Source organism: Zavarzinia sp. (assembly GCF_041650655.1).
Taxonomy (GTDB): Bacteria; Pseudomonadota; Alphaproteobacteria; order Zavarziniales; family Zavarziniaceae; genus Zavarzinia.
Map to the genome: position 1 here is coordinate 41,344 of NZ_JBAZKR010000010.1, position 21,492 is coordinate 62,835.

At 69.2% G+C, this 21,492-nt stretch carries 24 protein-coding genes; 12 read left to right on the forward strand and 12 right to left on the reverse strand.

The features are described 5' to 3' along the window. Position 1 precedes the first annotated feature (1 nt). From WC493_RS03740 to WC493_RS03750, 3 genes are read right to left on the reverse strand one after another with little or no spacing between them, the layout of a single operon-like run. Positions 2-748, reverse strand: coding sequence for a putative DNA-binding domain-containing protein (locus WC493_RS03740; RefSeq protein WP_373062653.1), 747 nt, complete (start codon positions 746-748; stop codon positions 2-4). Continuing rightward, positions 745-1,560 (reverse strand): DUF692 domain-containing protein, encoded by an 816-nt coding sequence (locus tag WC493_RS03745; protein ID WP_373062655.1) that lies wholly within the window; start codon positions 1,558-1,560, stop codon positions 745-747. Before WC493_RS03745 ends, WC493_RS03740 begins: the two co-directional genes overlap by 4 nt. Before the next feature lie 55 nt (positions 1,561-1,615). Continuing rightward, positions 1,616-1,867 carry a hypothetical protein gene (locus WC493_RS03750; RefSeq protein ID WP_373062657.1) on the reverse strand — a complete coding sequence of 84 codons (252 nt, stop codon included), beginning with the start codon at positions 1,865-1,867 and terminating at the stop codon, positions 1,616-1,618. Between the two features lie 139 nt (positions 1,868-2,006). On the opposite strand from WC493_RS03750, the gene WC493_RS03755 reads away from it, so the two are divergent. The 4 genes from WC493_RS03755 to WC493_RS03770 all read left to right on the forward strand — a co-directional run bounded on the left by WC493_RS03755 (position 2,007) and on the right by WC493_RS03770 (position 6,803). After that, the gene (locus WC493_RS03755; RefSeq protein ID WP_373062659.1) at positions 2,007-3,557 is read left to right on the forward strand and encodes a hypothetical protein; all 1,551 of its coding nucleotides are present in this window, start codon (positions 2,007-2,009) and stop codon (positions 3,555-3,557) included. Positions 3,558-3,581: 24 nt separating this feature from the next. Continuing rightward, on the forward strand, positions 3,582-4,574 hold the full coding sequence (locus WC493_RS03760; RefSeq protein WP_373062661.1) for a glycosyltransferase: 993 nt from the start codon (positions 3,582-3,584) through the stop codon (positions 4,572-4,574). 67 nt (positions 4,575-4,641) lie between these two features. After that, on the forward strand, positions 4,642-5,976 hold the full coding sequence (locus WC493_RS03765) for a TldD/PmbA family protein (RefSeq protein WP_373062663.1): 1,335 nt from the start codon (positions 4,642-4,644) through the stop codon (positions 5,974-5,976). Beyond that, a complete protein-coding gene (locus WC493_RS03770; RefSeq protein ID WP_373062665.1) occupies positions 5,973-6,803 on the forward strand; it encodes an inositol monophosphatase in 831 nt (276 codons plus the stop codon). Before WC493_RS03765 ends, WC493_RS03770 begins: the two co-directional genes overlap by 4 nt. Here WC493_RS03770 and WC493_RS03775 read toward each other — a convergent pair. Next, positions 6,794-7,255 carry an Lrp/AsnC family transcriptional regulator gene (locus WC493_RS03775; protein WP_373062667.1) on the reverse strand — a complete coding sequence of 154 codons (462 nt, stop codon included), beginning with the start codon at positions 7,253-7,255 and terminating at the stop codon, positions 6,794-6,796. The genes WC493_RS03770 and WC493_RS03775 overlap by 10 nt on opposite strands. Positions 7,256-7,320: 65 nt before the next feature. On the opposite strand from WC493_RS03775, the gene WC493_RS03780 reads away from it, so the two are divergent. From WC493_RS03780 to sigJ, 3 genes are all read left to right on the forward strand, one after another. Then, entirely contained in the window at positions 7,321-8,106 is a 786-nt protein-coding gene (locus WC493_RS03780; protein WP_373062669.1) for an aspartate/glutamate racemase family protein, read from the forward strand. Positions 8,107-8,169: 63 nt separating this feature from the next. Further along, a complete protein-coding gene (locus WC493_RS03785) occupies positions 8,170-8,583 on the forward strand; it encodes a hypothetical protein (protein ID WP_373062671.1) in 414 nt (137 codons plus the stop codon). Continuing rightward, positions 8,580-9,476 (forward strand): RNA polymerase sigma factor SigJ, encoded by an 897-nt coding sequence (gene sigJ, locus WC493_RS03790; protein ID WP_373062673.1) that lies wholly within the window; start codon positions 8,580-8,582, stop codon positions 9,474-9,476. The genes WC493_RS03785 and sigJ overlap by 4 nt, the downstream gene beginning before the upstream one ends. On the opposite strand, the gene WC493_RS03795 is transcribed toward sigJ, so the two are convergent. Beyond that, positions 9,445-10,164, reverse strand: a complete 720-nt coding sequence (locus WC493_RS03795) for a tyrosine-protein phosphatase (RefSeq protein ID WP_373062675.1) — start codon at positions 10,162-10,164, stop codon at positions 9,445-9,447. The genes sigJ and WC493_RS03795 overlap by 32 nt on opposite strands. 61 nt (positions 10,165-10,225) lie before the next feature. After that, positions 10,226-10,717: a DUF523 domain-containing protein gene (locus WC493_RS03800; protein WP_373062677.1), complete on the reverse strand. Its 492-nt coding sequence runs from the start codon at positions 10,715-10,717 to the stop codon at positions 10,226-10,228. Between the two features lie 97 nt (positions 10,718-10,814). On the opposite strand from WC493_RS03800, the gene WC493_RS03805 reads away from it, so the two are divergent. The 5 genes from WC493_RS03805 to WC493_RS03825 are packed head-to-tail and all read left to right on the forward strand — an operon-like array spanning position 10,815 to position 16,401. Beyond that, positions 10,815-12,584 carry an ABC transporter ATP-binding protein gene (locus WC493_RS03805; RefSeq protein ID WP_373062679.1) on the forward strand — a complete coding sequence of 590 codons (1,770 nt, stop codon included), beginning with the start codon at positions 10,815-10,817 and terminating at the stop codon, positions 12,582-12,584. Further along, positions 12,562-13,314 carry a lysophospholipid acyltransferase family protein gene (locus WC493_RS03810; RefSeq protein WP_373062681.1) on the forward strand — a complete coding sequence of 251 codons (753 nt, stop codon included), beginning with the start codon at positions 12,562-12,564 and terminating at the stop codon, positions 13,312-13,314. Before WC493_RS03805 ends, WC493_RS03810 begins: the two co-directional genes overlap by 23 nt. After that, the gene (locus WC493_RS03815; protein WP_373062683.1) at positions 13,311-14,606 is read left to right on the forward strand and encodes a 3-deoxy-D-manno-octulosonic acid transferase; all 1,296 of its coding nucleotides are present in this window, start codon (positions 13,311-13,313) and stop codon (positions 14,604-14,606) included. The genes WC493_RS03810 and WC493_RS03815 overlap by 4 nt, the downstream gene beginning before the upstream one ends. Further along, positions 14,593-15,558, forward strand: a complete 966-nt coding sequence (gene lpxK, locus WC493_RS03820) for a tetraacyldisaccharide 4'-kinase (RefSeq protein ID WP_373062685.1) — start codon at positions 14,593-14,595, stop codon at positions 15,556-15,558. Before WC493_RS03815 ends, lpxK begins: the two co-directional genes overlap by 14 nt. Before the next feature lie 60 nt (positions 15,559-15,618). Next, on the forward strand, positions 15,619-16,401 hold the full coding sequence (locus tag WC493_RS03825; RefSeq protein WP_373062687.1) for a 3-hydroxybutyrate dehydrogenase: 783 nt from the start codon (positions 15,619-15,621) through the stop codon (positions 16,399-16,401). Between the two features lie 3 nt (positions 16,402-16,404). On the opposite strand, the gene eutC is transcribed toward WC493_RS03825, so the two are convergent. The 6 genes from eutC to WC493_RS03855 form a co-directional block, all read right to left on the reverse strand. Then, positions 16,405-17,205 carry an ethanolamine ammonia-lyase subunit EutC gene (gene eutC, locus WC493_RS03830; protein ID WP_373062689.1) on the reverse strand — a complete coding sequence of 267 codons (801 nt, stop codon included), beginning with the start codon at positions 17,203-17,205 and terminating at the stop codon, positions 16,405-16,407. Further along, on the reverse strand, positions 17,202-18,608 hold the full coding sequence (locus tag WC493_RS03835; protein WP_373062691.1) for an ethanolamine ammonia-lyase subunit EutB: 1,407 nt from the start codon (positions 18,606-18,608) through the stop codon (positions 17,202-17,204). The genes eutC and WC493_RS03835 overlap by 4 nt, the downstream gene beginning before the upstream one ends. A gap of 115 nt (positions 18,609-18,723) precedes the next feature. Further along, on the reverse strand, positions 18,724-19,140 hold the full coding sequence (locus WC493_RS03840; protein ID WP_373062693.1) for a hypothetical protein: 417 nt from the start codon (positions 19,138-19,140) through the stop codon (positions 18,724-18,726). Positions 19,141-19,208: 68 nt separating this feature from the next. Continuing rightward, positions 19,209-19,634 carry a hypothetical protein gene (locus tag WC493_RS03845; protein ID WP_373062695.1) on the reverse strand — a complete coding sequence of 142 codons (426 nt, stop codon included), beginning with the start codon at positions 19,632-19,634 and terminating at the stop codon, positions 19,209-19,211. Between the two features lie 81 nt (positions 19,635-19,715). After that, positions 19,716-20,894 (reverse strand): VWA domain-containing protein, encoded by a 1,179-nt coding sequence (locus tag WC493_RS03850; protein ID WP_373062697.1) that lies wholly within the window; start codon positions 20,892-20,894, stop codon positions 19,716-19,718. 111 nt (positions 20,895-21,005) lie between these two features. Beyond that, the coding region (locus WC493_RS03855) for a hypothetical protein (protein ID WP_373062699.1) at positions 21,006-21,492 on the reverse strand (487 nt) is incomplete at its 5' end.

A 21,492-nucleotide genomic window follows, 5' to 3' on the forward strand; every position in this document is an offset into this window, starting at 1 on the left:
CTCAGTCGAAGAGCAGCGCCGCCACCAGGCCGCCGGCACACCAGCCGGCCAGAAAGGTGACCGCCTGGGCAGGATCGGTCTCGCCCAGCGCCGCGCCGAGGGGCGTGCCCGCCGCCATGGCGTCGAGCAGGCACGCCTCGTCCGGCTGCAGCGGGCGATATTGCACGTCGAGCCCGGCGCGCCAGACCGCGAGGGGCAGGATCGCGTCCAAGGCCGCAGGGGCCTCGACGGTACCCGTCGCATCGAAGCCGGCCCAGGCGAGATGCGCCGCATGGCCGAGGTCGAGGCGCTGAAGGCTCGGATGGGGCAGGAGGCGCAACCCCTCCCATTGCTCGGGCGCCAGGCCGGCCAGGGTCTCGACCGCGGCGGTGCCGGGATCGGCGGCATCGAAGGCGAGGCCGAGGGCCCATTCGAAGGCGGCGAGATCGGCTGCCGTGGCGAGGCCTTGCGCCGCCAGGTCGGCGGCCAAGGCGCGCCCGGCCCAGCGGATCGAATAGTGCCGCGAGGGGTGGCGGGCGATGTAACCCCGCGCAGCCGCCTCGAAACCCTCGGGGCCGAGCAGGGCAGCCGTGGCCGGAAAATCGTTGCCCAGGACTTCGACCAGGCGGGCGCCATAGGCATAGCGATAGGCGTCGGCCAGCACGGTCTTTTCCGCCCGCGGCCCGTCGTGGATCAGGGGCTCGATCAGGCCGGGGGAGCCCAGGAGATCGCGCGCGACGGTGTCCTGCAATTGGGCGAGGGTGATCATGCGGCGAGCCCCATTTCGGCAGTGGCACGCAGCCGGTCCAGCTCGGTCAGGAGCTCGGCCAGCGGCGGGATATTGGCGTCGCGCTCGATCATCGTCGGCACCGGGCCGAAGCGGCGCAGCGCCTCGGCATAGAGGGCGAAGACATCTTCGGCGATCGGGGCGTCGTGGGTGTCGATGATGTGGCTGCCGTTGTGGCTGTGTCCGGCCATATGGATCTGGCGGATCGCCCGGCGCGGCAGCGTGTCGAAGAAGGCGAGCGCGTCGAAACCGTGGTTGAAGGCGCTGACATAGACGTTGTTCACGTCGAGCAGCAGCTCGCAGCCGCTGCGGGCGACCAGTTCGGCCAGGAACTGCGCTTCTGAGAGGTCGGAGACGCGGTAGCTGATGTAACTCGAGACATTCTCGATCACCAGGGGGCGACGCAGCTTGTCCTGCACCCGGCCGATGCGCGCGGCGACATGGGCCAGCGCTTCTTCGGTATAGGGCAGGGGCAGCAGGTCGTGGAGGTTGATGCCGCCGGCCCCGGTCCAGCACAGGTGGTCGGAGATCCAGCCGGGTTCCACCCGTTCGGCCAGGGCGGCCAGGCGGTCGAGATAGGTCTCGTCCAACGGATCGGTGCCGCCGATCGACAGCGAGACGCCATGCATCACCATCGGATAGCGCGCCCGCATCCGGTCCAGCCAGTCGAGCGGGCGGCCGCCGTCGACCATGAAATTCTCGGAAATGATTTCGAGCCAGTCGACGGCAACCCCGTCCTGGTCGAGATCGCGGTAATGCTCGGTGCGAAGGCCGAGGCCGAAACCCTGGATCATGGTACCCCTTCGAAGTGGGGGGCCGGCCGCAGCCGGCCCCGAAATCCGCAGCCGATCAGCCGACGTGGCCGCCCGCCGCTTCGCAGGACGCCTTGTCCGGGGTCATGACGAAACCCTGGCCCTTGCAGGCGTTCAGGCCCTTGCATTCGTGATTGCCCGACTTGCAGGCGCTCTGGCCCTTGCAGGCATTGCCGCCGACGCAATGCACGCTGTCGGCGGCCGAGGCGGCGACCGGCGCCAGCATCAAGGCACCGGCCGAGAAAAGGGTGGCCGCGGCGGCGGCGAGAGTGAAACCGGTCTTGTTCATGTCTTCCCCCTGGATCATCCAGACGTAGGTTGCATCGGTCGTCGCGACAGCGTTCTTCTTCGTCGACGGAGGCGCGGATTTTCCGGCCTCATGAGATAATTCGCCGGTAGTCGGCCGGAGGTTACGGAGTGTTTCGTCCATGAATCCCGCATCGCGGACCTCTTCGGCCGAAACGCTCGATCGTGCCGCGGCCGTGTTGCTGCTCGCCCTCGGCATTCTGGGCAGCGGGGCGGCGGCGGCTTGGCTCGGCCAGGACGGCGGCTGGGACCTCCGCAATTATCATTGGTACGTGCCCTATGCCCTGCTGCACGGCAGGCTCGGCTTCGACGTGCTGCCCGCCTTCATGGGGCCGAGCTTCCACAATCCGCTGGTCGACCTGCCCTTCTATCTGGCCGTGACCGCCTTCGGCCCGCTCGCGGGTTCGGTCGGCCTCGGCCTGGTGCAGGGGCTCAACGCCTTGCCGCTCTATGCGATCGGGCGCCGGGTGCTGCCGGCGCTGCCGCGCAGCGGGGCGGCCCTGCTGGCGCTCGGCGGTATCTCTGCTGCCATGAACATCGGCCTGATCGGGGCGACGGCGGGGGACAATATCCTCTCCCTCTTCGTGCTCGGGTCGATCGCCGCCCTGCTCGGCGGTTCGCCGCTCGCGGCCGGGTTGCTGGCCGGCGCGGGCTTCGGGCTGAAGCCGGTGCTGGCGCCCTTCGTCGTCGGCCTCACCCTCACGGTCGCGGCCGGGGCGTTCCGGCGCGGCGGGCTTCGCCACTTCCTCGGCTTCGCGGCGGCCGGCATCGGCGGCACGGCATTGACCGGCGGCTTCTGGATGGCGCTGCTCGCTGCCGACTTCGGCAATCCGCTGATGCCCTATTACAACGACATTTTCGCCTCGCCCTATGTGCCCCCGCTTCGCTTCGCCGATCCGGGCTTCACCCAGGGGGTGCCGTGGCCCCGGGTGCAATTGCCCTTCCTGGCCGGGCTGGTCGACCACATTTCGTCCGAGGCGGTGTTCACCGATCTCCGCCTGCCGCTCGCCTATGGCGGCGCGCTGGTCCTGCTGGGGCTGCGCCTGCTTGGCCGGTTGCCGCGGGGGCCGGCGGCGACGCTCGCCCTGGTGACGGTGGCGACGCTGGTGCCCTGGTCGCTGCTCTTCGCCATCTATCGCTATGCCCTGGGCTTCGCCCTGCTCGGACCGCTGCTGGCGGCGGCGGCACTCGCCCATCTGGTGGCGGCGCGGCGCGCCGCGCTCGGCGCGGGCGTTCTGATGCTGGCCGTGCTTCTGGTGACCACCCGCATGCCGGAGACGGAGCGGGTTCCCTTCGGCCCCGACCTGGCCGGGGTCGAGGCACCGCCGATCGCCGAGCCGGAGCGGGCGGTCGTCCTGATGGCCGGGCTGACCCCGTCCGCCTTCCTGATCCCGTCCTTTCCGGAAGGTGTGCGCTTTCTCCGTTTCGACGGTTTCTGGATCGATCCGGCGGAACAGAAGGCGGGCTATGCCGCCGAGATCCGCCGGGCCCTGGCCGAGGCCGGGCCGGCGCGCCTGATCCTGTTCGATCCGACCGAGCGCGAAAGGGTGGCGTCGGCACTCGCCACCTTCTCGCCGGGTCTTTCGATCGGCGCTTGCCGGCCTGTTCGCCATCGCTTCGAGCCGGCGGGAACGAACTGGGGCCGATTCGCGTTATGTGATCTCGAGGGCTGAGGCCCCGCAGCCGAGGACGAGACGATGGACCTGAATGCCGGTGAGGGGCGCGAGATCGCCGTGATCATCCCCTGCCTGAACGAGGCAGCCGCCATCGGTCAGGTGGTGAAGAGTTTCCACGCCGTGCTGCCGGGCGCCACGGTCTATGTCTACGACAACATGTCGACCGACGACACAATGGCGGTGGCGCGGGCCGCCGGCGCCGTGGTCCGCCAGGTCACCCACCGCGGCAAGGGCAACGTGGTGCGCCGCATGTTCGCCGACGTCGAGGCCGACATCTACATCATGGTCGACGGCGATGGGACTTACGATGCCGGTGCCGCCCCCGCCCTGGTGCGCCGCCTGGTCGACGAGAATCTGGACATGGTGGTCGGCACCCGCGTCGACGACGATCCCGAGGCCTACCGCCGCGGCCATCGCTTCGGCAACTGGCTGCTCACCACCCTGGTGACCAAGCTGTTCGGCCGCACCTTCACCGACATGCTGACGGGCTACCGCATCTTCTCGCGCCGTTTCGTGAAGGCCTTCCCCTCGCTCTCCGGCGGTTTCGAGATCGAGACCGAGATCACGGTCCACACGCTCGAACTCCGCCTCGCCACGGCCGAGATGCCGACGCGCTATTCGGCCCGGGTCGAAGGTACCCAGTCGAAGCTCAGCACCTATCGCGACGGCTTCCGCATCCTGAAGCTGATCCTGCGCCTGCTCATGCTGGAAAAGCCGCTCGCCCTGTTCGGCGGTTTCGCCGGCTTCTTCGCCCTGCTGGCGGTCGCCTTCTTCATCCCCGTCATGATCGACTATGTCGAGACCGGCCTGGTGCCGCGCTTCCCGACCCTGATCGTCTCGGTCGGCGTCATGGTGCTCTCGGTGCTGTCGCTGATGACCGGCCTCATCCTGGACAATGTCACCCGTGGCCGGCAGGAGCTGAAACGCCTGCTCTATCTCGCCGCGGGCGAGCGGGCCGACGCCCGTCTGCCGCGCAGCCGGCATGACCGGCCGCGCCTGGTCCGCCACGGTTGACCAAAACATGTGACGCCGGCCCTTCCGTCCCTATAGGATGCGCACGCATGCCTGTCGGGTAGAGAGAATGGCCGAACCACTCGCGTTGTTGGACGATTTGCTGACCAGGGCGCGCCGCGCCGGTGCCGATGCCGCGGACGCCCTGTATTTCGAAGCGATTTCCCTGGGCGCCTCCTGGCGCCTCGGCAAGCTCGAGGAGCTCGAGCGGTCGGAGACGCGGGACATCGGGATTCGCGTCTTCGTCGGCCAGTCCCAGGCCACCGTCTCGTCGAGCGAGATCGATTCGGCCGCCCTCGACCGCCTGGTCGAACGGGCGCTGGGCATGGCGCGGGTGGCGCCGCCCGATCGTTTCGCCGGCCTCGCCGATCCGGCGCTCCTGGAACGCCATCCGCCCGATCTCGACCTCGCCGAAGCGGGTGAGCCCGATCCCCAGGTGCTGTTCGACCGTGCCGCCGCGGCCGAGGCGGCAGCGCTCGCCGTGCCCGGCGTGACCAATTCCGAAGGGGCGGGTGCCAGCTGGGGCGCCAACCGGATCGGCCTCGCCACCTCGGGCGGCTTTGCCGGCGAATACAGCAATTCGATGAGCAGTGTCTCCGTCTCGGTCCTGGCCGGCACGGGCACCGGCATGGAACGCGACTACGACCATGCCGCCGCGCGCTTCTCGAGCGATCTCGAAGACGCCGCCACCATCGGGCGGCGGGCGGGCGAGAAGGCGGTGCGCCGCCTCGGGCCGCGCAAGGCCAAGACGGCCAAGGTGCCCGTGGTCTTCGACCCGCGCATCTCGTCCTCCCTGGTCGGCCACCTGCTGGGCGCCATCAATGGTGCCGCCATCGCCCGCGGCACCTCCTTCCTGAAGGACCGCATGGGCGAGCAGATCTTCGGCGCGGACATCACCATCGTCGACGATCCCTTCCGCAAGCGGGGTCTCCGCTCGCGTCCCTTCGACGGCGAAGGCGTCGCCGGTGCCACCCGGAAGCTGATCGACCAGGGCCGGCTCACCACCTGGCTGCTCGACAGCGCCTCGGCCCGCCAGCTCGGCCTGACCACGACCGGTCATGCCAGCCGCGGCACTTCGGGCCCGCCCAGCCCCTCGGCCGCCAATGTCCATCTCGAACCGGGCAGCCTCGGCCCGGCCGAGTTGATGGCCGACATCGATTCGGGCTTCTATGTCACGGAATTGATCGGCTCCGGCGTCAACGGCATCACCGGCGACTACAGCCGGGGTGCCGCCGGCTTCTGGATCGAGAAGGGCGAGCTCGCCTATCCGGTCAGCGAGATCACCATCGCCGGCAATCTGAAGGACATGTTCCTGAACCTGACGCCGGCGAACGACCTCGTCTTCCGCTACGGCACCAATGCGCCCACCCTGCGGGTCGAGGGCATGACCATCGCCGGCGCATGAGCGACGACAGGCGCGATCTCGAGCTTCTGGCGGCGGCGGCGGAATCCGCCGGCGCAATGGCCCTGGACTGGCAGGCGAAGGGTTTCCGCGCCTGGGAGAAGCCGGACAACCAGGGTCCGGTGACCGAGGCCGACCTCGCGGTCGACGCCCATCTGAAGGCCATGCTGATGGCGGCCCGGTCCGATTACGGCTGGCTTTCGGAAGAGACGGCGGACGATCCGGCCAGGCTCGCCACGCGGCGCATCTTCGTGGTCGACCCGATCGACGGCACCAGGGCCTTCATCAAGGGCCGCCCGTTCTATTCCGTCTCCCTCGCCGTGGTGCAGGAGGGGCGGCCCCGGGCCGGCGTCATCCTGAATCCGGTGACACGGGAACTCTTCACGGCGCAGCTCGGCGCCGGTGCCCGGCTGAACGGCGCCCCGATCCGCGTCTCTCCGCGGGGCGTGATCGAAGGGGCGCGGCTGATCGGCTCGGCCGACATGTTCCGCTCCAAATTCTGGCCGACGCCGTGGCCGCCGATCGACATCGCGACCGGCAATTCGATCGCCTATGCCCTGGCCCAGGTCGCCGCCGGCACCCATGACGGCTCGGTCAGCCTGACCGGCAAGAGCGACTGGGACCTCGCCGCTGCCGACCTCCTGGTGGCCGAGGCGGGCGGATTGGCGACCACCCATATGGGCGAAGGTTTCCTCTACAACCGCTCCGGCACGCGCCATCGCAACGTCGTCTCGGCCGGGCCGGAACTGCACGCCCGCCTGCTCGAAAAGCTGACCGAATTCAACCCGCCGCCCGACGTCGCCCAAACCCTGATCGGCGGTCAGGCATAGGTTGTGGGCACGGCGCTGCCCTGTTTCACCGTCTCCATCGAGATATAGGCGGAAACGTCGAACAACTCGATCCGCCCGACCAAGCGCTTGTAGACGACGTCGTAATGTTCGACGTCGGGCAGCACGATCTTCAGGATGTAGTCGAAATTGCCGGTCAGGCGGTGAACCTCGACGATTTCCGGGATGTCGGCCACGGCGCGGCGGAAGCTCTCCACCCAGTCGGCCGAATGATGCGCGGTCTTGATCACCACGAAGACGGTGGTCGGCACCTTCATCTTGCGCCGGTTCAGCAGCGCCACCTGTCTCTCGATATAGCCTTCCTCGCGGAGCCGGGCGATGCGCCGGGCACAGGCGGAGGTGGAGAGATGCACGGCCTCGGCGATCGCCGAAATCGGCTGGTCGGCGTCGGCCTGGAGCAGGGCCAGGATCCTGGCGTCGCGATCGTCGAGCATGGGAATTCTTCGCGCCATTGGATCAAGACGTGGGAAAATTTTGCACGGCTGCGGGAAATTGTCCCGTGATTTGCGCCCCCTTCCTGCCGATGCCGCGCCATGATGGGCGCCACTGGATGGAACGGAGCGATGCGATGAAGACGATCGGCCTGATCGGCGGCATGAGCTGGGAGAGCACGGCGGTCTACTACCGCCAGATCAACGAGGCGATGCGGGCGCGCCTGGGCGGCCTGCATTCGGCCGAGATCCTGCTCCATTCGGTCGATTTCGACAGTGTCGTCAAGCTGCAGAAGGCCGACGCCTGGGACGAGGCGGGCCGTCTGCTGGGCCGTGCCGCCGCGGGGCTCGAGCAGGCCGGGGCGGACTGCGTGCTGATCTGCACCAACACCATGCATCTGGTCGCCGATGCCGTGGCCGGCGCGGTCGCCGTGCCGCTGATCGACATCATCGACGAGACCGGCAAGGCGCTCGCCGCCGCCGGCCGCACGCGGCCCCTGCTGCTGGCGACCCGCTACACGATGGAACACGGTTTCTATGCCGAGCGGATGCGGGCGCTGCACGGGATCGAAGTCCTTGTGCCGGAAGCAGCCGATCGCGGCACGGTGCATTCGGTCATTTTCGACGAGCTCTGCCGCGGCGTGATCCGCGACGAGTCGCGGGCAGCACTCCTCGAGATCGTGGCGCGCGGCATTGCGGCGGGGGCGGATTCGGTGGTCCTCGGCTGTACCGAGATCTGCCTGCTGCTCGACCCCGATGCCCTGCCGTGCCCCGGCTTCGATTCGACGGCCCTCCATGCCAGGGCGGCGGTCGATTTCGCCCTCGACCGCGAGGCGCGCCGCCGCGTGGCGTGACCGCGCCGGAGATGTCACAATCCCGTCCCTCCCGTCGTCGTCAGGGCAGTGGAGGGACGGACGATGACCCGAGACACTTATTTCCTGCCGCCCTGGTGGCGCACCGCGGCCCTGGTGCTGGGCCTCGGCTTCGCCGCCAACGGGCTGTTCATGCTGGCGGCCCCGGCCGACTGGTATCTGGCGATTCCGGGCGTGATCGATACCGGGCCGCCCAACCGCCATTTCATCGGCGACATCGGCGGCGCCTATCTGGCCAGCGGCCTCGGCCTCGGCCTGGCGGCCCGCTGGGCCTTGCTGGCGCCGGGGGCTTCCCTGGTCGCGGCGGCTTTCCACGGCCTGCATAGTCTCGTCCATGTCACCGATGCCTTTGCCGGGCGCTGCTCGCCGGGACGGGCGCTGGCCGACATCGGCCCCGTGCATGGCCCGACCCTGCTCTGCCTGCTGCTCGCTGTCGTCGCGATCCGGAGGCGGCTATGAATGCCGCCGCCTTCGAGGCTGAGCGGGGCCGCCTGACCCGGCTCGCCTATCGCATGACCGGGGTCATGGCCGAGGCGGAGGACCTGGTGCAGGAGACTTATCTCCGCTTCCACGCCGCCGGGGCGGCGGGCGAGATCCGCAATGTCGCCGCCTGGGCGACGACGGCGCTGACCCGCCTCGCCATCGATCACCTGCGCAGCCGCAAGCGCACCGCCTATGTCGGCCCCTGGCTGCCCGAGCCGTTGCTGGACGAGGCGGGGGACGACGGCCTGGCGGCTGCCCGCATCGAACTGGCGGACGATCTCTCGCTCGCCTTCCTCATGGTGATGGAGGCCCTGCCGCCGGCCGAACGGGCCGCCTTCCTGCTGCACGACGCCTTCGGCCACGATCACGGGGCGGTCGCCGCCATCCTGGGCAAGAGCGAGGCGGCGGTGCGCCAACTGGTCAGCCGCGGCCGCGCCCGGCTCAAGGCGGCGCGTCCCGAGATCCATGCCCCCAAGGCGGCACGCGATGCGGTCGCCGGGCGTTTCATCGATGCCCTGATGCGCCAGGACGGCGCTGCCCTGCTGGCGACGCTCGGCCCGGAGGCGGTGCTCTATTCCGACGGCGGCGGCAAGCGCAAGGCGGCCTTGAACCCGATCTTCGGGGCCGACCGGATCCTGCGCTTCTTCGCCGGGATCGCGCGCAAAGTGACGGGCGAGGTGCGCTTCACCCGCCTCGTCCTGAACGGCGATCCAGGCCTGGCGGCCACGGTCGACGGTGCCATCTGGTTCGCCCTGGTGCCGGTGGTCCGCGACGACTGCGTCGCCCAGGTGCTGATGATGGTCAATCCGGACAAGCTGGCGGGGGTGGCCGCCGCCCTCACTCCCGGCCCAGGATCCGGTCGACGATGAGATTGCCGATCAAGCCGGCGTGGAAGTCGCGCTTCATGGCGACGGGATCGTAGACCGTGTCGACCCAGGTCCAGAAATCGATGCCGGTGGCATCGCGCGCCTCGATATAGGCATCGAAGAAACGGTCCAGCACGCCGGTCTTGCCCTGGCGGACATGGCCGTATTTGAGCGAGAGCTGGCGCTTCGCCTCCTCGACCGGGCGGCCTTCGTGCAGGAAGAGATAGAGGGCGGACATGATGCCGGCCCGGTCCGCGCCCGACTTGCAGTGCATCAGGGCGGGGTAGCGGATCGTCTCGAACAGGCGCTTCGCCGCGTGCAGCGTGGCGCGCGACGGCGGCTCGCGCGAGGTGGCGACGAAGTCGATCAGGGCGATGCCCGATTCCCGGGCTGCCCGCTGCTCGAACAGATAGGTGGCGCAGTCGCGCTTGCCGCGCAGGTTGACGATCGTCTTGACGCCCTGGCGCGCCAGGCCGCGCACCTGCCAGGAGGTCGGCTGGGCGCCGCGCCACATGGAGGGCGAAACCCGGCGCTTGTTCCAGAACAGCAGGCGGAAGATGCCGTGATCGACGAAAAGCACCTCGCACCAGGCGAGGAAACGCTGCCAGGGGCTGGAGCCGTTGCCGCGCGCGCGGCGAAACTTGTCCCCCGCCTTGCGGGCGCGGCGCTTGAACGTCTTGCGCTTCAGCAATGGATCCTCTTTTCCTGGCCGCCTCCATATAGCGGCGGCGGCAGGCCCCGGCAAGGCGCCGTCAGGCTTCGCGGGCCAGGGCTGCGGCCAGCTCATCGATCCGTTCTTCGCCGAAGACGGCGATGCCGGCGGCACGCAGCAGGGCGGCGGTGACCCCGTCGCCGAGGCGCAGGGTGCCGGCGAAACGGCCGTCGTGGATCAAGCCGCTGCCGCAGGACGGGCTGCCCTGCTTCAGCAGGGCGAAGCGGCAGCCCTCCGCCCGCGCAAGGTCGAGTGCCGCTTCGGCGCCGAGGCGGAAGGCGTCGGTGACGTCGCGCCCGCCGGCTTCGACGACGCGGGCGCGCCCTGCCAGCACGGCGCCGCCGTCGCCGCCGGGCGTAATCTCGGCCGGCGGGCGTGGCACCGGCATTCCGCCCGCGACCTCCGGGCAGAGGACGACCAGCCGGCCCTGATCCCGCCAGATTTCGAGGGCAGGGTGCCGCAAGCCGCGGTGCCCGCCGTCATGGCGGACCGACTCGCCCATCAGGCAGGCACTGACCAGAATCTTGTCCATGGCCGCCACTCTAGCCTTGCGCCGGACGCCGCCCCAAGGCGGTTTTGCCCGTCGGCGCAACCGTGCTAGGGTCCGGCGCCCGAATGCGAGTTACGAGTTGACCACGACCTCCGCCTCATCGATCGGCGCCGACAAGGCCGCATCCTCCATCATCAAGCGGCTGCTCGCGAGCGCCGTGAAGCCCCATGCCCGGCGTCTCGTGCTGGCCGGCATCATGATGGCGATCGTCGCCGCCATGACGGCGGCGCTCGCCTATCTGCTCGATCCCGCGATCAACGACATCTTCGTGAAGCGCGACCCGACCGCGCTCTATGTGGTGCCGGCGGCGGTGGTCATCTCGGCGATCATCAAGTCCATCGCCGACTATATCCAGAGCGTGCAGATGTCCTATGTCGGGCAGCGCATCGTGGCCGACACCCAGCTCCGCCTGTTCGAGCGCTTCATGCGCGCCGATCTGGCCTGGATCCACGACATCCATTCGGGCCGCCTGCTCTCGGCCTTCCTCTATGACGCCGGCCTGCTCTCCGATGCGGTGTCGAAGGGGATCGTCGGCCTGCTGCGCGACAGCGTCTCGGTCGTCATGCTGATCGGCGTCATGTATTACCAGAACTGGCGCCTCGCCATCCTGGCCTCGGTCGGCTTTCCGATCGCCATGCTGGTCATGCGCAAGGCCGGGCGGAAGACCCGCCGGGTCTCGACCAAGGCCCAGGCCGAGACCGGCACCCTGTCCTCCCTGCTGACCGAGCGTTTCGACGGTACCCGCCTGGTCAAGGCCTATGGCCGCGAGGCGGACGAGGTGGCCACCGTGACCGCCTCGGTCGAGCGCCGCCTGGGCCATCTGATGCGCGGCGTGCGCACCAAGTCGGCCACCGTGCCGATCAACGACGCGGTCGGGGCTGCCGCCATCGCCGGGATCATCCTCTATGCCGGGTCGCAGGCGCAGACCTCGGAGATGAGCTTCGGCGCCTTCACCAGTTTCATCGCCGCCATGATCATGGCCTATCAGCCGTTGCGCAGCCTCTCGACCCTGAACAACACCTGGCAGGAAGGCTTGGCCGCGGCCGAGCGCGTCTTCGCCATGCTGGACGTGAAGCCCCGGGTGGTCGATGCACCGGACGCGAAGGACCTGGCGGTCGAGCGCGGCGAGATCGCCTTCGACGACGTCTATTTCACCTATAACGACGGCACGGCCGCCCTGAAGGGTGTCACCTTCACCGTGCCGGCGGGCAAGACGGTCGCGCTCGTAGGCCCCTCGGGGGGCGGCAAGTCGACCACGATCAACCTGATCCCGCGCTTCTACGACCCCGCGGGCGGCGCCATCCGGATCGACGGCACCGACATCCGCGACGTCACCATGGTCTCGCTCCGCCGCAACATGGCGCTGGTCGCCCAGGAGGCGACGCTGTTCGACGACACGGTGGCGGCCAACATCGGCTATGGCCGGCCGGGGGCGACCCGTGCCGAGGTCGAGGCGGCGGCCAAGGCGGCGGCGGCCTTCGACTTCATCAACGGCCTGCCCCAGGGCTTCGAGACCGTGGTCGGCGAATCCGGCGTAAAACTCTCCGGCGGGCAGCGCCAGCGCATCTGCATCGCCCGCGCCTTCCTGCGCGATGCCAAGATCCTGCTCCTGGACGAGGCGACCTCGGCTCTCGACACGGAGTCCGAACGGGCGATCCAGTCGACCCTGCGCACCCTGATGAAGGGCCGCACCACCCTGGTGATCGCGCACCGCCTGTCCACCATCGTCGATGCCGACTGCATCTATGTGGTCGAAGGCGGCCGCATCGTCGAAGGCGGCACCCACGAGGAACTGCTGGCCCGGGGTGGCCTCTATGCACGGCTCTATGCCCAGGCCGAAGCGCAATAAGAAGGTGCCGCTGGGCAAGCGGCTGGCCAAGTCGGGCGTCGTGCAGTGGCTGCTGCCGCGGCTCGTTGGGCTCTATATCCGCTTTGTCCGCGCGACCAGCCGGATGGAGGAGGACGGGCCGGGTCTCGCCCTGCTGCTCGACGCCTGGAAGAATCAGAAGCCCCTGGTGGTGTGCTTCTGGCACGGCCGGTTGCTCTTGATGGCGCGGGTTCGCTGGCGCCGCCTGCGGGGCTTCCACGTGCTGATCTCGACCCATCGCGACGGCGAGGTGATTGCCCGCTCGATCGAGAATCTGGGCATGTCGACCGTGCGCGGCTCGACCAAGCGGGGCGGCGTCGCGGCGATGCGCGAATTGCTCGACGTCGTGGCGGCCAAGGGCATCGCTGTCTTCACCCCGGACGGGCCGAGCGGGCCACGCATGCGCGCCCAGGGCGGCGCGGTGGCGGCGGCTTCGGCGACCGGTGTGCCGATCGTGCCGATCACCTGTTCGACCCGCCGCGGCCCCTTTCTGAAGAGCTGGGACCGTTTCCTGCTCTCCACCCCCTTCAACCACGGCCTCTATCTGGTCGGCGAGCCCATGGTGGTGCCGCCCGACCTGGACGAGGCGGGCTTCGAGGCTTGGCGGCTCCGCCTCGAAACCACTTTAAACGACCTGACCGCAGAGGCCGACCGCCGCATGGGCCGGACCCCGATCGAGCCGGAAGAGCCCGGCCGCGGGAGGCGGCGATGATGACGCCCGGCCTCTACCGCCTGCTCACCTATGCGGCGACGCCGCTGGTCCGCCCGCTGCTGGAGCGCCGGCGCCGGCGCGGCAAGGAGGATGCGGCACGCCTGCCCGAACGGCTCGGCCACGCCGGGCGGGGCCGGCCGGCGGGGCCGCTGGTCTGGATCCATGGCGCCAGCGTCGGCGAGGCGCAATCGGTGCTCGGCCTGATCCGCCGCCTGGTCGACCGCGGGGTTGCCGTGATGCTGACCACGGGCACGGTCACCTCGGCCGCGCTGATGGCGACCCGGCTGCCTGCGGGGGCCTTCCATCAGTTCGTGCCGGTCGACCATCCGGCGGCGGTGCGCCGCTTCCTCGACCATTGGCGGCCCGATCTGGCGGTCTGGGTCGAGAGCGAGCTGTGGCCCAACCTGGCGCTCGACACGGCCAAGCGCGGCGTGCCCATGGTCCTGGTCAACGGCCGCATGTCGGAGGCGAGCTTCGCCGGCTGGCAGAAGCGGCCGCGCCTGATCGGGCCGCTGATGGCGGCATTTTCCTTCGTCCTCGCGCAGTCGGCCGTGGACGGGGAGCGGTTCCGCGCCCTCGGCGCCGCCGATGTGCGCTGTCTCGGCAATCTGAAGCTGGAAGCCCCGGCGCTGGGCGCCGACACGGCGGCGCTCGCCCGCTTGGCGGCCGAGGTGGGGGAACGGCCGCGCTGGCTCGCCGCCTCGACCCACAAGGGCGAGGAAGTGGCGGCCGGCCACGTTCATGCCGCCCTGAAGGCGCGCCATCCCGGCCTGCTCACCATGATCGTGCCGCGCCATCCCGAACGTGGCGAAGACATCGCGGCGGCCCTGGCGGGCCAGGGCCTCACCGTCGCCCGGCGCCGCGCGGGCGAGGCGATCCGGCCGGAAACCGACGTCTATGTCGCCGATACGCTGGGCGAACTCGGCTTGTTCTACCGCCTGTCGGGTATCGTCTTCATCGGCGGCAGCCTGATCCCCCACGGCGGGCAGAATCCGCTCGAAGCGGCGCGGCTCGGCTGCGCCCTTCTGGCCGGCAGGCACATGCATAATTTCGCCGAGGTGACGGCGCTGCTCCAGCAGAGCGACGCCATCCTCCAGGTCGAGGACGAAGCGGCGCTGGCCGCCGCCCTCGACCGACTGCTCGGCGACGCGGCCGAGGTGGAGCGCCGGGCCGCTGCGGCCGCCGCGGTGGCGGCGGCGGGCGACGGCGTGCTGGACCGCGTGGTCGCCGCCCTCGATCCCCTGCTGGCGGGGCTCAGGCGCCCAGAAGTCAGGCGTCATGAAGGCGCCTGACTTCTGGGCCGGTCCCGGCGACGGCGGCTGGCCGGCCAGGCTGCTCACCCCCGTCTCGGCGCTCTGGACCCATGCCACGCGGCGGCGCCTCGCCCGCGGGCCGGGCTTCGATCCCGGCATTCCGGTGATCTGCGTCGGCAATGTCACGGCCGGCGGCACGGGCAAGACGCCCTTCGCGATCGAAATCGCCCGCCGCTTGATCGCGGCCGGTCACCGCCCGGCTTTCCTGTCGCGCGGGCACGGCGGCAGTGCCGCGGGCCCGCTCCGCGTCGACGGCCAGGGGGCCGAGGTGGTGGGGGACGAGCCCCTGCTGCTTGCCCGGGCGGCACCGGCCTGGATCGCCCGCGACCGCGCCGCCGGCGCACGCGCCATCGCGGCTTCGGACGCCGATGTCATCGTGATGGACGACGGCTTCCAGAACCCGTCCCTGCGGAAGAGCCTGTCCTTTCTGGTGCTGGATGCCGGCGCCGGCCTCGGCAACGGGCGGGTGATCCCCGCCGGCCCTCTGCGCGAGCCCTGGGCGGATGCCCGGGCCCGTGCCGATGCGGTCGTGATCGCGGGCGAGGGGGCGGCGTCACTGCCCGATCCGGGCGGCCTGCCTGTGCTTCACGCGGCCGTGCGCCCGCTGGACGGCGAGCGTTTCGCCGGGCGCCGTGTCTTTGCCTTCGCGGGGATCGGCCGCCCGGCCAAATTCTATCGCAGCCTGACCGAAGTGGGCGCCGCGGTGATGGCGACACGCGACTTCGCCGACCATCACGCCTATACGCCGGACGAGATCCGCGACGTGCTGGCGGCGGCCGCGGCGCAGCACGCGGTGCCGGTCACCACGGCCAAGGATTTCGCCCGCCTGGCACCGTCGCTCCGGCCCGGGATCGAGGTCCTGGAGATCGCGCTGGACGTCGCGGAATCAGCCCGTCTCGACGAATTGTTGGCCGGGGTATTCCGCGATTAGGTCTCGAAACCGCCGCGATCGCGCGCCATGCTGTCCTGCGGCATAGAAGGAGATCGATTCATGCTGAAAGGGCGCAACGCCATCATCACCGGTTCGACCAGCGGCATCGGCCTCGGGATCGCCCGCGGCCTGGCCGAGGCCGGCGTCAACGTGATGATCAACGGCTTCGGCAAGCCGGAAGACATCGAGAAGGAACGTGCCGGCCTGGAATCCCAGTTCGGCGTGAAGGCGATCTATTCCGCCGCCGACATGACCAAGCCGGAAGAGATCGCCGGCATGGTGGCCGACTGCGAAGCCAAGCTCGGCTCGGTCGACATCCTGGTGAACAATGCCGGCATCCAGCTCGTCAGCCCGATCGACGAATTCCCGATCGCCAAGTTCGACCAGATCGTGGCGATCAACATGGTGTCCAACTTCCACGCCATCCGCGCCGCCCTGCCGGGCATGAAGAAGCGGAACTGGGGCCGCATCATCAATGTCGCTTCGGCCCACGGGTTGGTCGCCTCGCCCTATAAGTCGGCCTATGTGGCGGCCAAGCACGGCGTCGTCGGCATGACCAAGACGGTCGCCCTCGAGGTCGCGGAAACCCACATCACCTGCAACGCGATCTGCCCCGGCTTCGTGCGCACGCCCCTGGTCGAAGCCCAGATCGCCGATCAGGCGCGGGTGAACAACATGCCCGAGGACCGGGTGGTGCGCGAGATCATCCTGGCCTCGCAGCCGAGCAAGCGTTTCGTCGAGGTCGAGCATATCGCGGCGCTGGCCGTGTTCCTGGCCTCGGATGCCGCCCTCTCGATCACCGGCACCGCGGTCTCGATCGACGGCGGCTGGACCGCGCGCTGAGCCTCAGGGCCTGATCGCCAGGGATTCCGCCGTCCGGGCTGCCAGCTCGGCGGCGGATTCCTCCTTGAGGTCGATGCCCGACAGTTCCCGGCGCAACGCCTCGCGCGCCAGCCAGGCGATCTTGAAGGCGGCTTCCCGGGGCGGCAGGCCGCCGTCCCTGATGTTGGAAACGCAGTTCCGCCCGGAATCCAGCATCCCGGGCCTTGCTCGGAAGGTCAGGTAGCAGCCGAGCGAATCCGCCGCCGACAGGCCCGGCCGCTCGCCGATCAGCACGATCACCAGCTCGGCCGCCAGGGCTTCCCCGATGGGATCGCCGATCGCGACCCGTCCCTGGTCCACCACCACGGCATGGTCGATCGCAAGATCGTGTTCGGCCAGCAGCGGCACCAGCGCGTCGACCACCGCCAGGGCATTGGTGTCGACCGCCGCGGCCGACAAGCCATCGGCGACCACCAGGGCGATCCGCGCGGCCGGCCGCATCGCCAGGCGCTTGGCGTCTTCCGGCGCCAGCAGGCGGCCGAGGTCCGGCCGGCGGACATAGGTGGCGCGGTCGCCGGCCTGGGAGGCGACGCCGTCGACGGCGAGGCCGCGGGCCGCCAGCCCCTCGATCAGGGCGGCGCGGTCGACCGCGGACCAGACGGCATCGCGCGCCCTGGCGTGGTCGAGGGTGAAGCGGAGATGGGCTTCGGTCGGCAGGCCCGAGCCGGCCCGGCCCAGCGCCACCCGGGCGGCGGTGAAGCGGCGCAGTTCCGCGACCGGGGCGGAGGGCGGGGTGAGGGGAGCCGGCAGCTTGCTCTCGCTCATTCCGCGGCCTCCAGCCGGCTGGCGATGGCGCCGAGTCCGCTGCCGCGCGACAGTGCTTCCGCCTCCGGCCGCAGGAAGCCGGCGCGGTCGGTCAGGCCGGCTTCGGCCGCCCAGGCCTCGAATTCCGGGGCGCGGCGCTTGCCGCTGATCTCGCGGGCGCAGAGGGCGTCGTGATAGGACAGACTCTGGTAGTTCAGCATCACGTCGTCGGCGCCGGGCACGGTGATGACGAAATTCACCCCGGCATGGACGAGGAGGAGGAGAAGCCCGTCCATGTCGTCCTGGTCGGCGTCGCAATGGTTGGTGTAGCAGACGTCGACCCCCATCGGCAGGCCCAGGAGCTTGCCGCAGAAGTGATCCTCCAGCCCCGCCCTTGTGATCTCCTTGCCGTTGTAGAGATATTCGGGGCCGATGAAGCCGACCACCGTATTGACCAGCAAAGGCTCGAACTTGCGCGCGACGGCGTAGGCGCGGGCTTCCATCGTCTGCTGGTCGACGCCGTGATGGGCATTGGCGGAGAGGGCGGAACCCTGCCCCGTCTCGAAATACATGACGTTCCGCCCCACCGTGCCGCGGCCGAGGGAGAGGGCGGCGTCATGCGCCTCGGCCAGGACGCCGAGATTGACGCCGAAGCCGCCGTTGGCCGCTTCGGAGCCGGCGATCGACTGGAACACGAGGTCGACCGGCGCGCCTTTCTCGATCGCCTTGATCGCGGTGGTGACATGGCCGAGGCAGCAGCTCTGCACCGGGGCACCCAGGCGCTGGCGGATGTCGTCGAGCAGGCCGACGACGCGGCAATAGTCCTGCACCCCGTCGGTCGCGGGATTGACCCCGATCACGGCATCGCCGGCGCCGAGCAGCAAGCCGTCGACGATCGAGGCGGCGATACCGCGGCCGTCGTCGGTCGGGTGGTTCGGTTGCAGGCGCGTGGCCAACCGGCCGGGCAGGCCGATCGTGTTGCGGAAGGCGGTCACCACGCTGCATTTGGCGGCGACCAGGATCAGGTCCTGGAGCCGCATGATCTTGGAGACCGCGGCCACCATTTCGGGCGTCAGGCCGGGGCGGAGCGCCGCCAGGGCGGCCGGCGTCGCCAGGGGCGAGAGCAGCCATTCGCGGAATTCGCCGACCGTGAGCGAGGCGACGGGGGCAAAGGCCGCCCGGTCATGGCCGTCGACGATCAGGCGGGTGACCTCGTCCGTCTCGTAGGGAACGAAGGTGGCGGTCAGAAAATCGGCAAGCGGTGCTGAAGCAAGCGCCATCTGTGCCGCAATTCGGTGCACGGCACTGCTCGCCGCAATGCCCGCCAGCTCGTCGCCGGAGCGCCGGGGGGTGGCCTTTGCGAGCAGGTCTCGAAGGTCCGGGAACACCCATTTCGTGCCGTCCAGGACGATCGAATAGGCCATCGGGACACCTCGCAGGCTGACAGGTAAGCGAAAACGGGACCGCCCGGCGCTCCCCCATCAGGTTTGCGCCGCACTGTCCATAACGCAAGTGCAGCAAATAAGATGCCAGATCTGCTTATTTCGGGCGGTAGACCGCGGCGGCGGGGGCACCCTTGCCCTGGACCGAGAGGATGTCGCCCCCGGCGTCATAGGTCATCTTGCCGTCGAAGGCGAAGGGCCCGCCACCGGCCTGGCACTGGTCCAGGGTCACGGCGTCCTGCTGCAGGCGCCAGCGGCAGGTCCCGGTCGACTGTTCCTTGCCGGCATTGTCGTGCACCAGGAAGGTCACCCGGTCGGCCTGGAACTCGAAGACCAGCAGGTCCTTGGTCTGCTGCAACAGTTCCTTGGCCTTGGGCGAACCGGCCTTGATCGCCTCGAGATTGGCATAGGTTGCCTCGACGTCGAGGCCGTAACGCCCGTGCGGGCCGGGCGTGGCGGCCACGGCCTGCCCGGCGAAGGCGAGGGCGGCGACGATCAGGGCGAGACGCGACATGCTGTCCTCCGGCGAGAAGCCGACATTCTAGCAGATGTCACCAGATCGGCGTTATCTGCTTTCCGGCATCAACCCCGGCGGAACACCAGGGCGAGGCCGGCGTCCTTGTCGATCAAGTGCAGATTGCTGCCGACCAGGCGGATCGCTTCGTGGGCGGGATCCATGTCATTGGCCTTGCCCGCCTGGTCCAGGCACTTGCTGGGCAGGACTTCGCCGTCCTTGCCCCAGGACCAGTCGCAATTGATCACGTCCTGTCCGGTCGCCGCGCGCAGCTTGGCACCGGCGAAGGTGAGGGAGAAGCTGTTGCCGACCTGGGCGAGGTCGGTCTGCATCTTGGCCAGGTCCTGATCCGGCACCTTGCCGGTCGCCTTCACCGCGGCGATGGTGGCCGACACGTCGAGGTGCCACTGGCCTTCCACTTTGGCGTCGGCGCGGGCAGCGAGGGGCGTCAGGGCGAGGGCGCCGGCGAGGGCCAGCGAAGCGATGCGGGACATGCCGATTCTCCGAATTTCGGGGAAGCGGACCCTAGCAGAAAGTGCAAGGGCGGGAGAGCGGCACTTGCCCCACGCCACCCCTCAGCGGTTCAATTCGCGTGCCGCCGCGTCGAGCCCGCCCAGCGTCAGCGGGAACATGCGGCCACCCATCAACTGGCGCATCATGCCGATCGACGACGTGTGGTCCCAATGCCTTTCGGGGATCGGGTTGAGCCAGACGGCATGGGGATAGACGTCGAGCGTGCGGCGCATCCAGGCCTCGCCCGATTCCTCGTTCCAATGCTCGACCGAGCCGCCGGGATAGGCGATCTCATAGGGGCTCATCGAGGCGTCACCGACGAAGATCACCTTGTAGTCGTGGGCGTAGGTGTGCAGCACCTGCCAGGTCGGCAGCGTGTCGTCGAAGCGCCTTGCATTGTCCTTCCACACTTTTTCGTAGAGGCAGTTGTGGAAGTAGAAATATTCGAGGTGCTTGAATTCGCTCCGCGCCGCCGAGAACAATTCTTCGCAGAGCCGGATATAGCTGTCCATCGAGCCGCCGATGTCGAGGAACAGCAGGACCTTCACCTTGTTGTGGCGCTCCGGCCGCATCTTGAGGTCGAGATAGCCCGCATTGTTGGCGGTCGAGCGGATGGTGCCGGGCATGTCCAGCTCGACCTCCGCCCCTTCGCGGGCGAATTTGCGCAGGCGCCGCAGGGCCACCTTGATGTTGCGGGTGCCGAGTTCGACCTGGTCGTCCAGGTTCTTGAACTCGCGCTTGTCCCACACTTTGACGGCGCGCTGGTGCCGGCTCTTGTCCTGGCCGATGCGGACCCCTTCCGGGTTGTAGCCATAGGCGCCGAAGGGCGAGGTGCCGGCGGTGCCGATCCACTTGTTGCCGCCCTGATGGCGTTCCTTCTGCTCTTCGAGGCGCTTCTTCAGGGTCTCCATCAGCTTCTCGAAACCGCCGAGGGATTCGATCAGCGCCTTTTCCTCTTCGGTCAGGGTCTTTTCGGCCAGTTTCTTCAGCCATTCCTCGGGGATCTGGGCCGTGCCGTCCTCGGCCAGGCTCTCGATCCCCTTGAAGACGGTGCCGAAGACCTTGTCGAACTTGTCGAGATTGCGCTCGTCTTTGACCAGCGTCGCGCGCGACAGATAGTAGAAATCGTCGACCCGGTAGGAGGCGACGCCGGCCTTCATCGCCTCGAGAAGGGTGAGATATTCCTTCAGGGTGACCGGCAGCTTGGCGTTCTTCAGTTCGTAGAAGAAATTGATGAACATGGGTCTCGCCTCGCTAGAGCATCTTCAGGCGAAGTGGGATCCGGTTCGCCGAAGATGCGTCAAATCAAAAGGTTAGAGCATCGGCGGAATGACGTTCATTCCGCCGAGGCTCTAGCGGCCGATGCCGGCCAGGGCCGCCCGCCACGCCTCGTCCGCGGCGGTGCCGATGTCGGCATCGCCGGTCGCGCGCACCATGACGATCCAGGGTGCCACGTCGTCGAGATAGAGCAGGGAAAGATAGGACTGTCCGTCGACCGGCAGGCGCCAGGCATCGATGGACGGCGTGTGGTCGCGCCCGTCGGGCCCCGGGGCATGGCGCGGGTCGGGCGGCGGCAGGGGCGTCGCTTCGGGATGGGCCAGGCGGACTTCGGCGCGTGCTTCGCCGGCATATTCGCGGAAGCTCAGCGGCGGCCGGTAGTCGCCCGGCTTGACCAGGTAAAGTGTGATCGCCCCTTGGGGGAAGCCGCCGTAACCGCAGGAGACGTCGCCGCCGCGGCTCGTCGCCATCGGATAGATCGCCAGATGGGCGAGGCGCAGGCCGGCGACGGCGGCCGGGCAGACGGCGCCGCTCTGGCGGTGGCGGACCGAACCGTCGCCC

Bases quoted from the DNA above. Each gene is read 5' to 3' on its own strand.
- WC493_RS03740 (WP_373062653.1), bottom strand. From the start codon at position 748: ATGATCACCCTCGCCCAATTGCAGGACACCGTCGCGCGCGATCTCCTG.
- WC493_RS03745 (WP_373062655.1), bottom strand. From the start codon at position 1,560: ATGATCCAGGGTTTCGGCCTCGGCCTTCGCACCGAGCATTACCGCGAT.
- WC493_RS03750 (WP_373062657.1), bottom strand. From the start codon at position 1,867: ATGAACAAGACCGGTTTCACTCTCGCCGCCGCCGCGGCCACCCTTTTC.
- WC493_RS03755 (WP_373062659.1), top strand. From the start codon at position 2,007: ATGAATCCCGCATCGCGGACCTCTTCGGCCGAAACGCTCGATCGTGCC.
- WC493_RS03760 (WP_373062661.1), top strand. From the start codon at position 3,582: ATGGACCTGAATGCCGGTGAGGGGCGCGAGATCGCCGTGATCATCCCC.
- WC493_RS03765 (WP_373062663.1), top strand. From the start codon at position 4,642: ATGGCCGAACCACTCGCGTTGTTGGACGATTTGCTGACCAGGGCGCGC.
- WC493_RS03770 (WP_373062665.1), top strand. From the start codon at position 5,973: ATGAGCGACGACAGGCGCGATCTCGAGCTTCTGGCGGCGGCGGCGGAA.
- WC493_RS03775 (WP_373062667.1), bottom strand. From the start codon at position 7,255: ATGCTCGACGATCGCGACGCCAGGATCCTGGCCCTGCTCCAGGCCGAC.
- WC493_RS03785 (WP_373062671.1), top strand. From the start codon at position 8,170: ATGACCCGAGACACTTATTTCCTGCCGCCCTGGTGGCGCACCGCGGCC.
- sigJ (WP_373062673.1), top strand. From the start codon at position 8,580: ATGAATGCCGCCGCCTTCGAGGCTGAGCGGGGCCGCCTGACCCGGCTC.
- WC493_RS03800 (WP_373062677.1), bottom strand. From the start codon at position 10,717: ATGGACAAGATTCTGGTCAGTGCCTGCCTGATGGGCGAGTCGGTCCGC.
- WC493_RS03810 (WP_373062681.1), top strand. From the start codon at position 12,562: ATGCCCAGGCCGAAGCGCAATAAGAAGGTGCCGCTGGGCAAGCGGCTG.
- WC493_RS03815 (WP_373062683.1), top strand. From the start codon at position 13,311: ATGATGACGCCCGGCCTCTACCGCCTGCTCACCTATGCGGCGACGCCG.
- lpxK (WP_373062685.1), top strand. From the start codon at position 14,593: ATGAAGGCGCCTGACTTCTGGGCCGGTCCCGGCGACGGCGGCTGGCCG.
- WC493_RS03825 (WP_373062687.1), top strand. From the start codon at position 15,619: ATGCTGAAAGGGCGCAACGCCATCATCACCGGTTCGACCAGCGGCATC.
- eutC (WP_373062689.1), bottom strand. From the start codon at position 17,205: ATGAGCGAGAGCAAGCTGCCGGCTCCCCTCACCCCGCCCTCCGCCCCG.
- WC493_RS03835 (WP_373062691.1), bottom strand. From the start codon at position 18,608: ATGGCCTATTCGATCGTCCTGGACGGCACGAAATGGGTGTTCCCGGAC.
- WC493_RS03840 (WP_373062693.1), bottom strand. From the start codon at position 19,140: ATGTCGCGTCTCGCCCTGATCGTCGCCGCCCTCGCCTTCGCCGGGCAG.
- WC493_RS03845 (WP_373062695.1), bottom strand. From the start codon at position 19,634: ATGTCCCGCATCGCTTCGCTGGCCCTCGCCGGCGCCCTCGCCCTGACG.
- WC493_RS03850 (WP_373062697.1), bottom strand. From the start codon at position 20,894: ATGTTCATCAATTTCTTCTACGAACTGAAGAACGCCAAGCTGCCGGTC.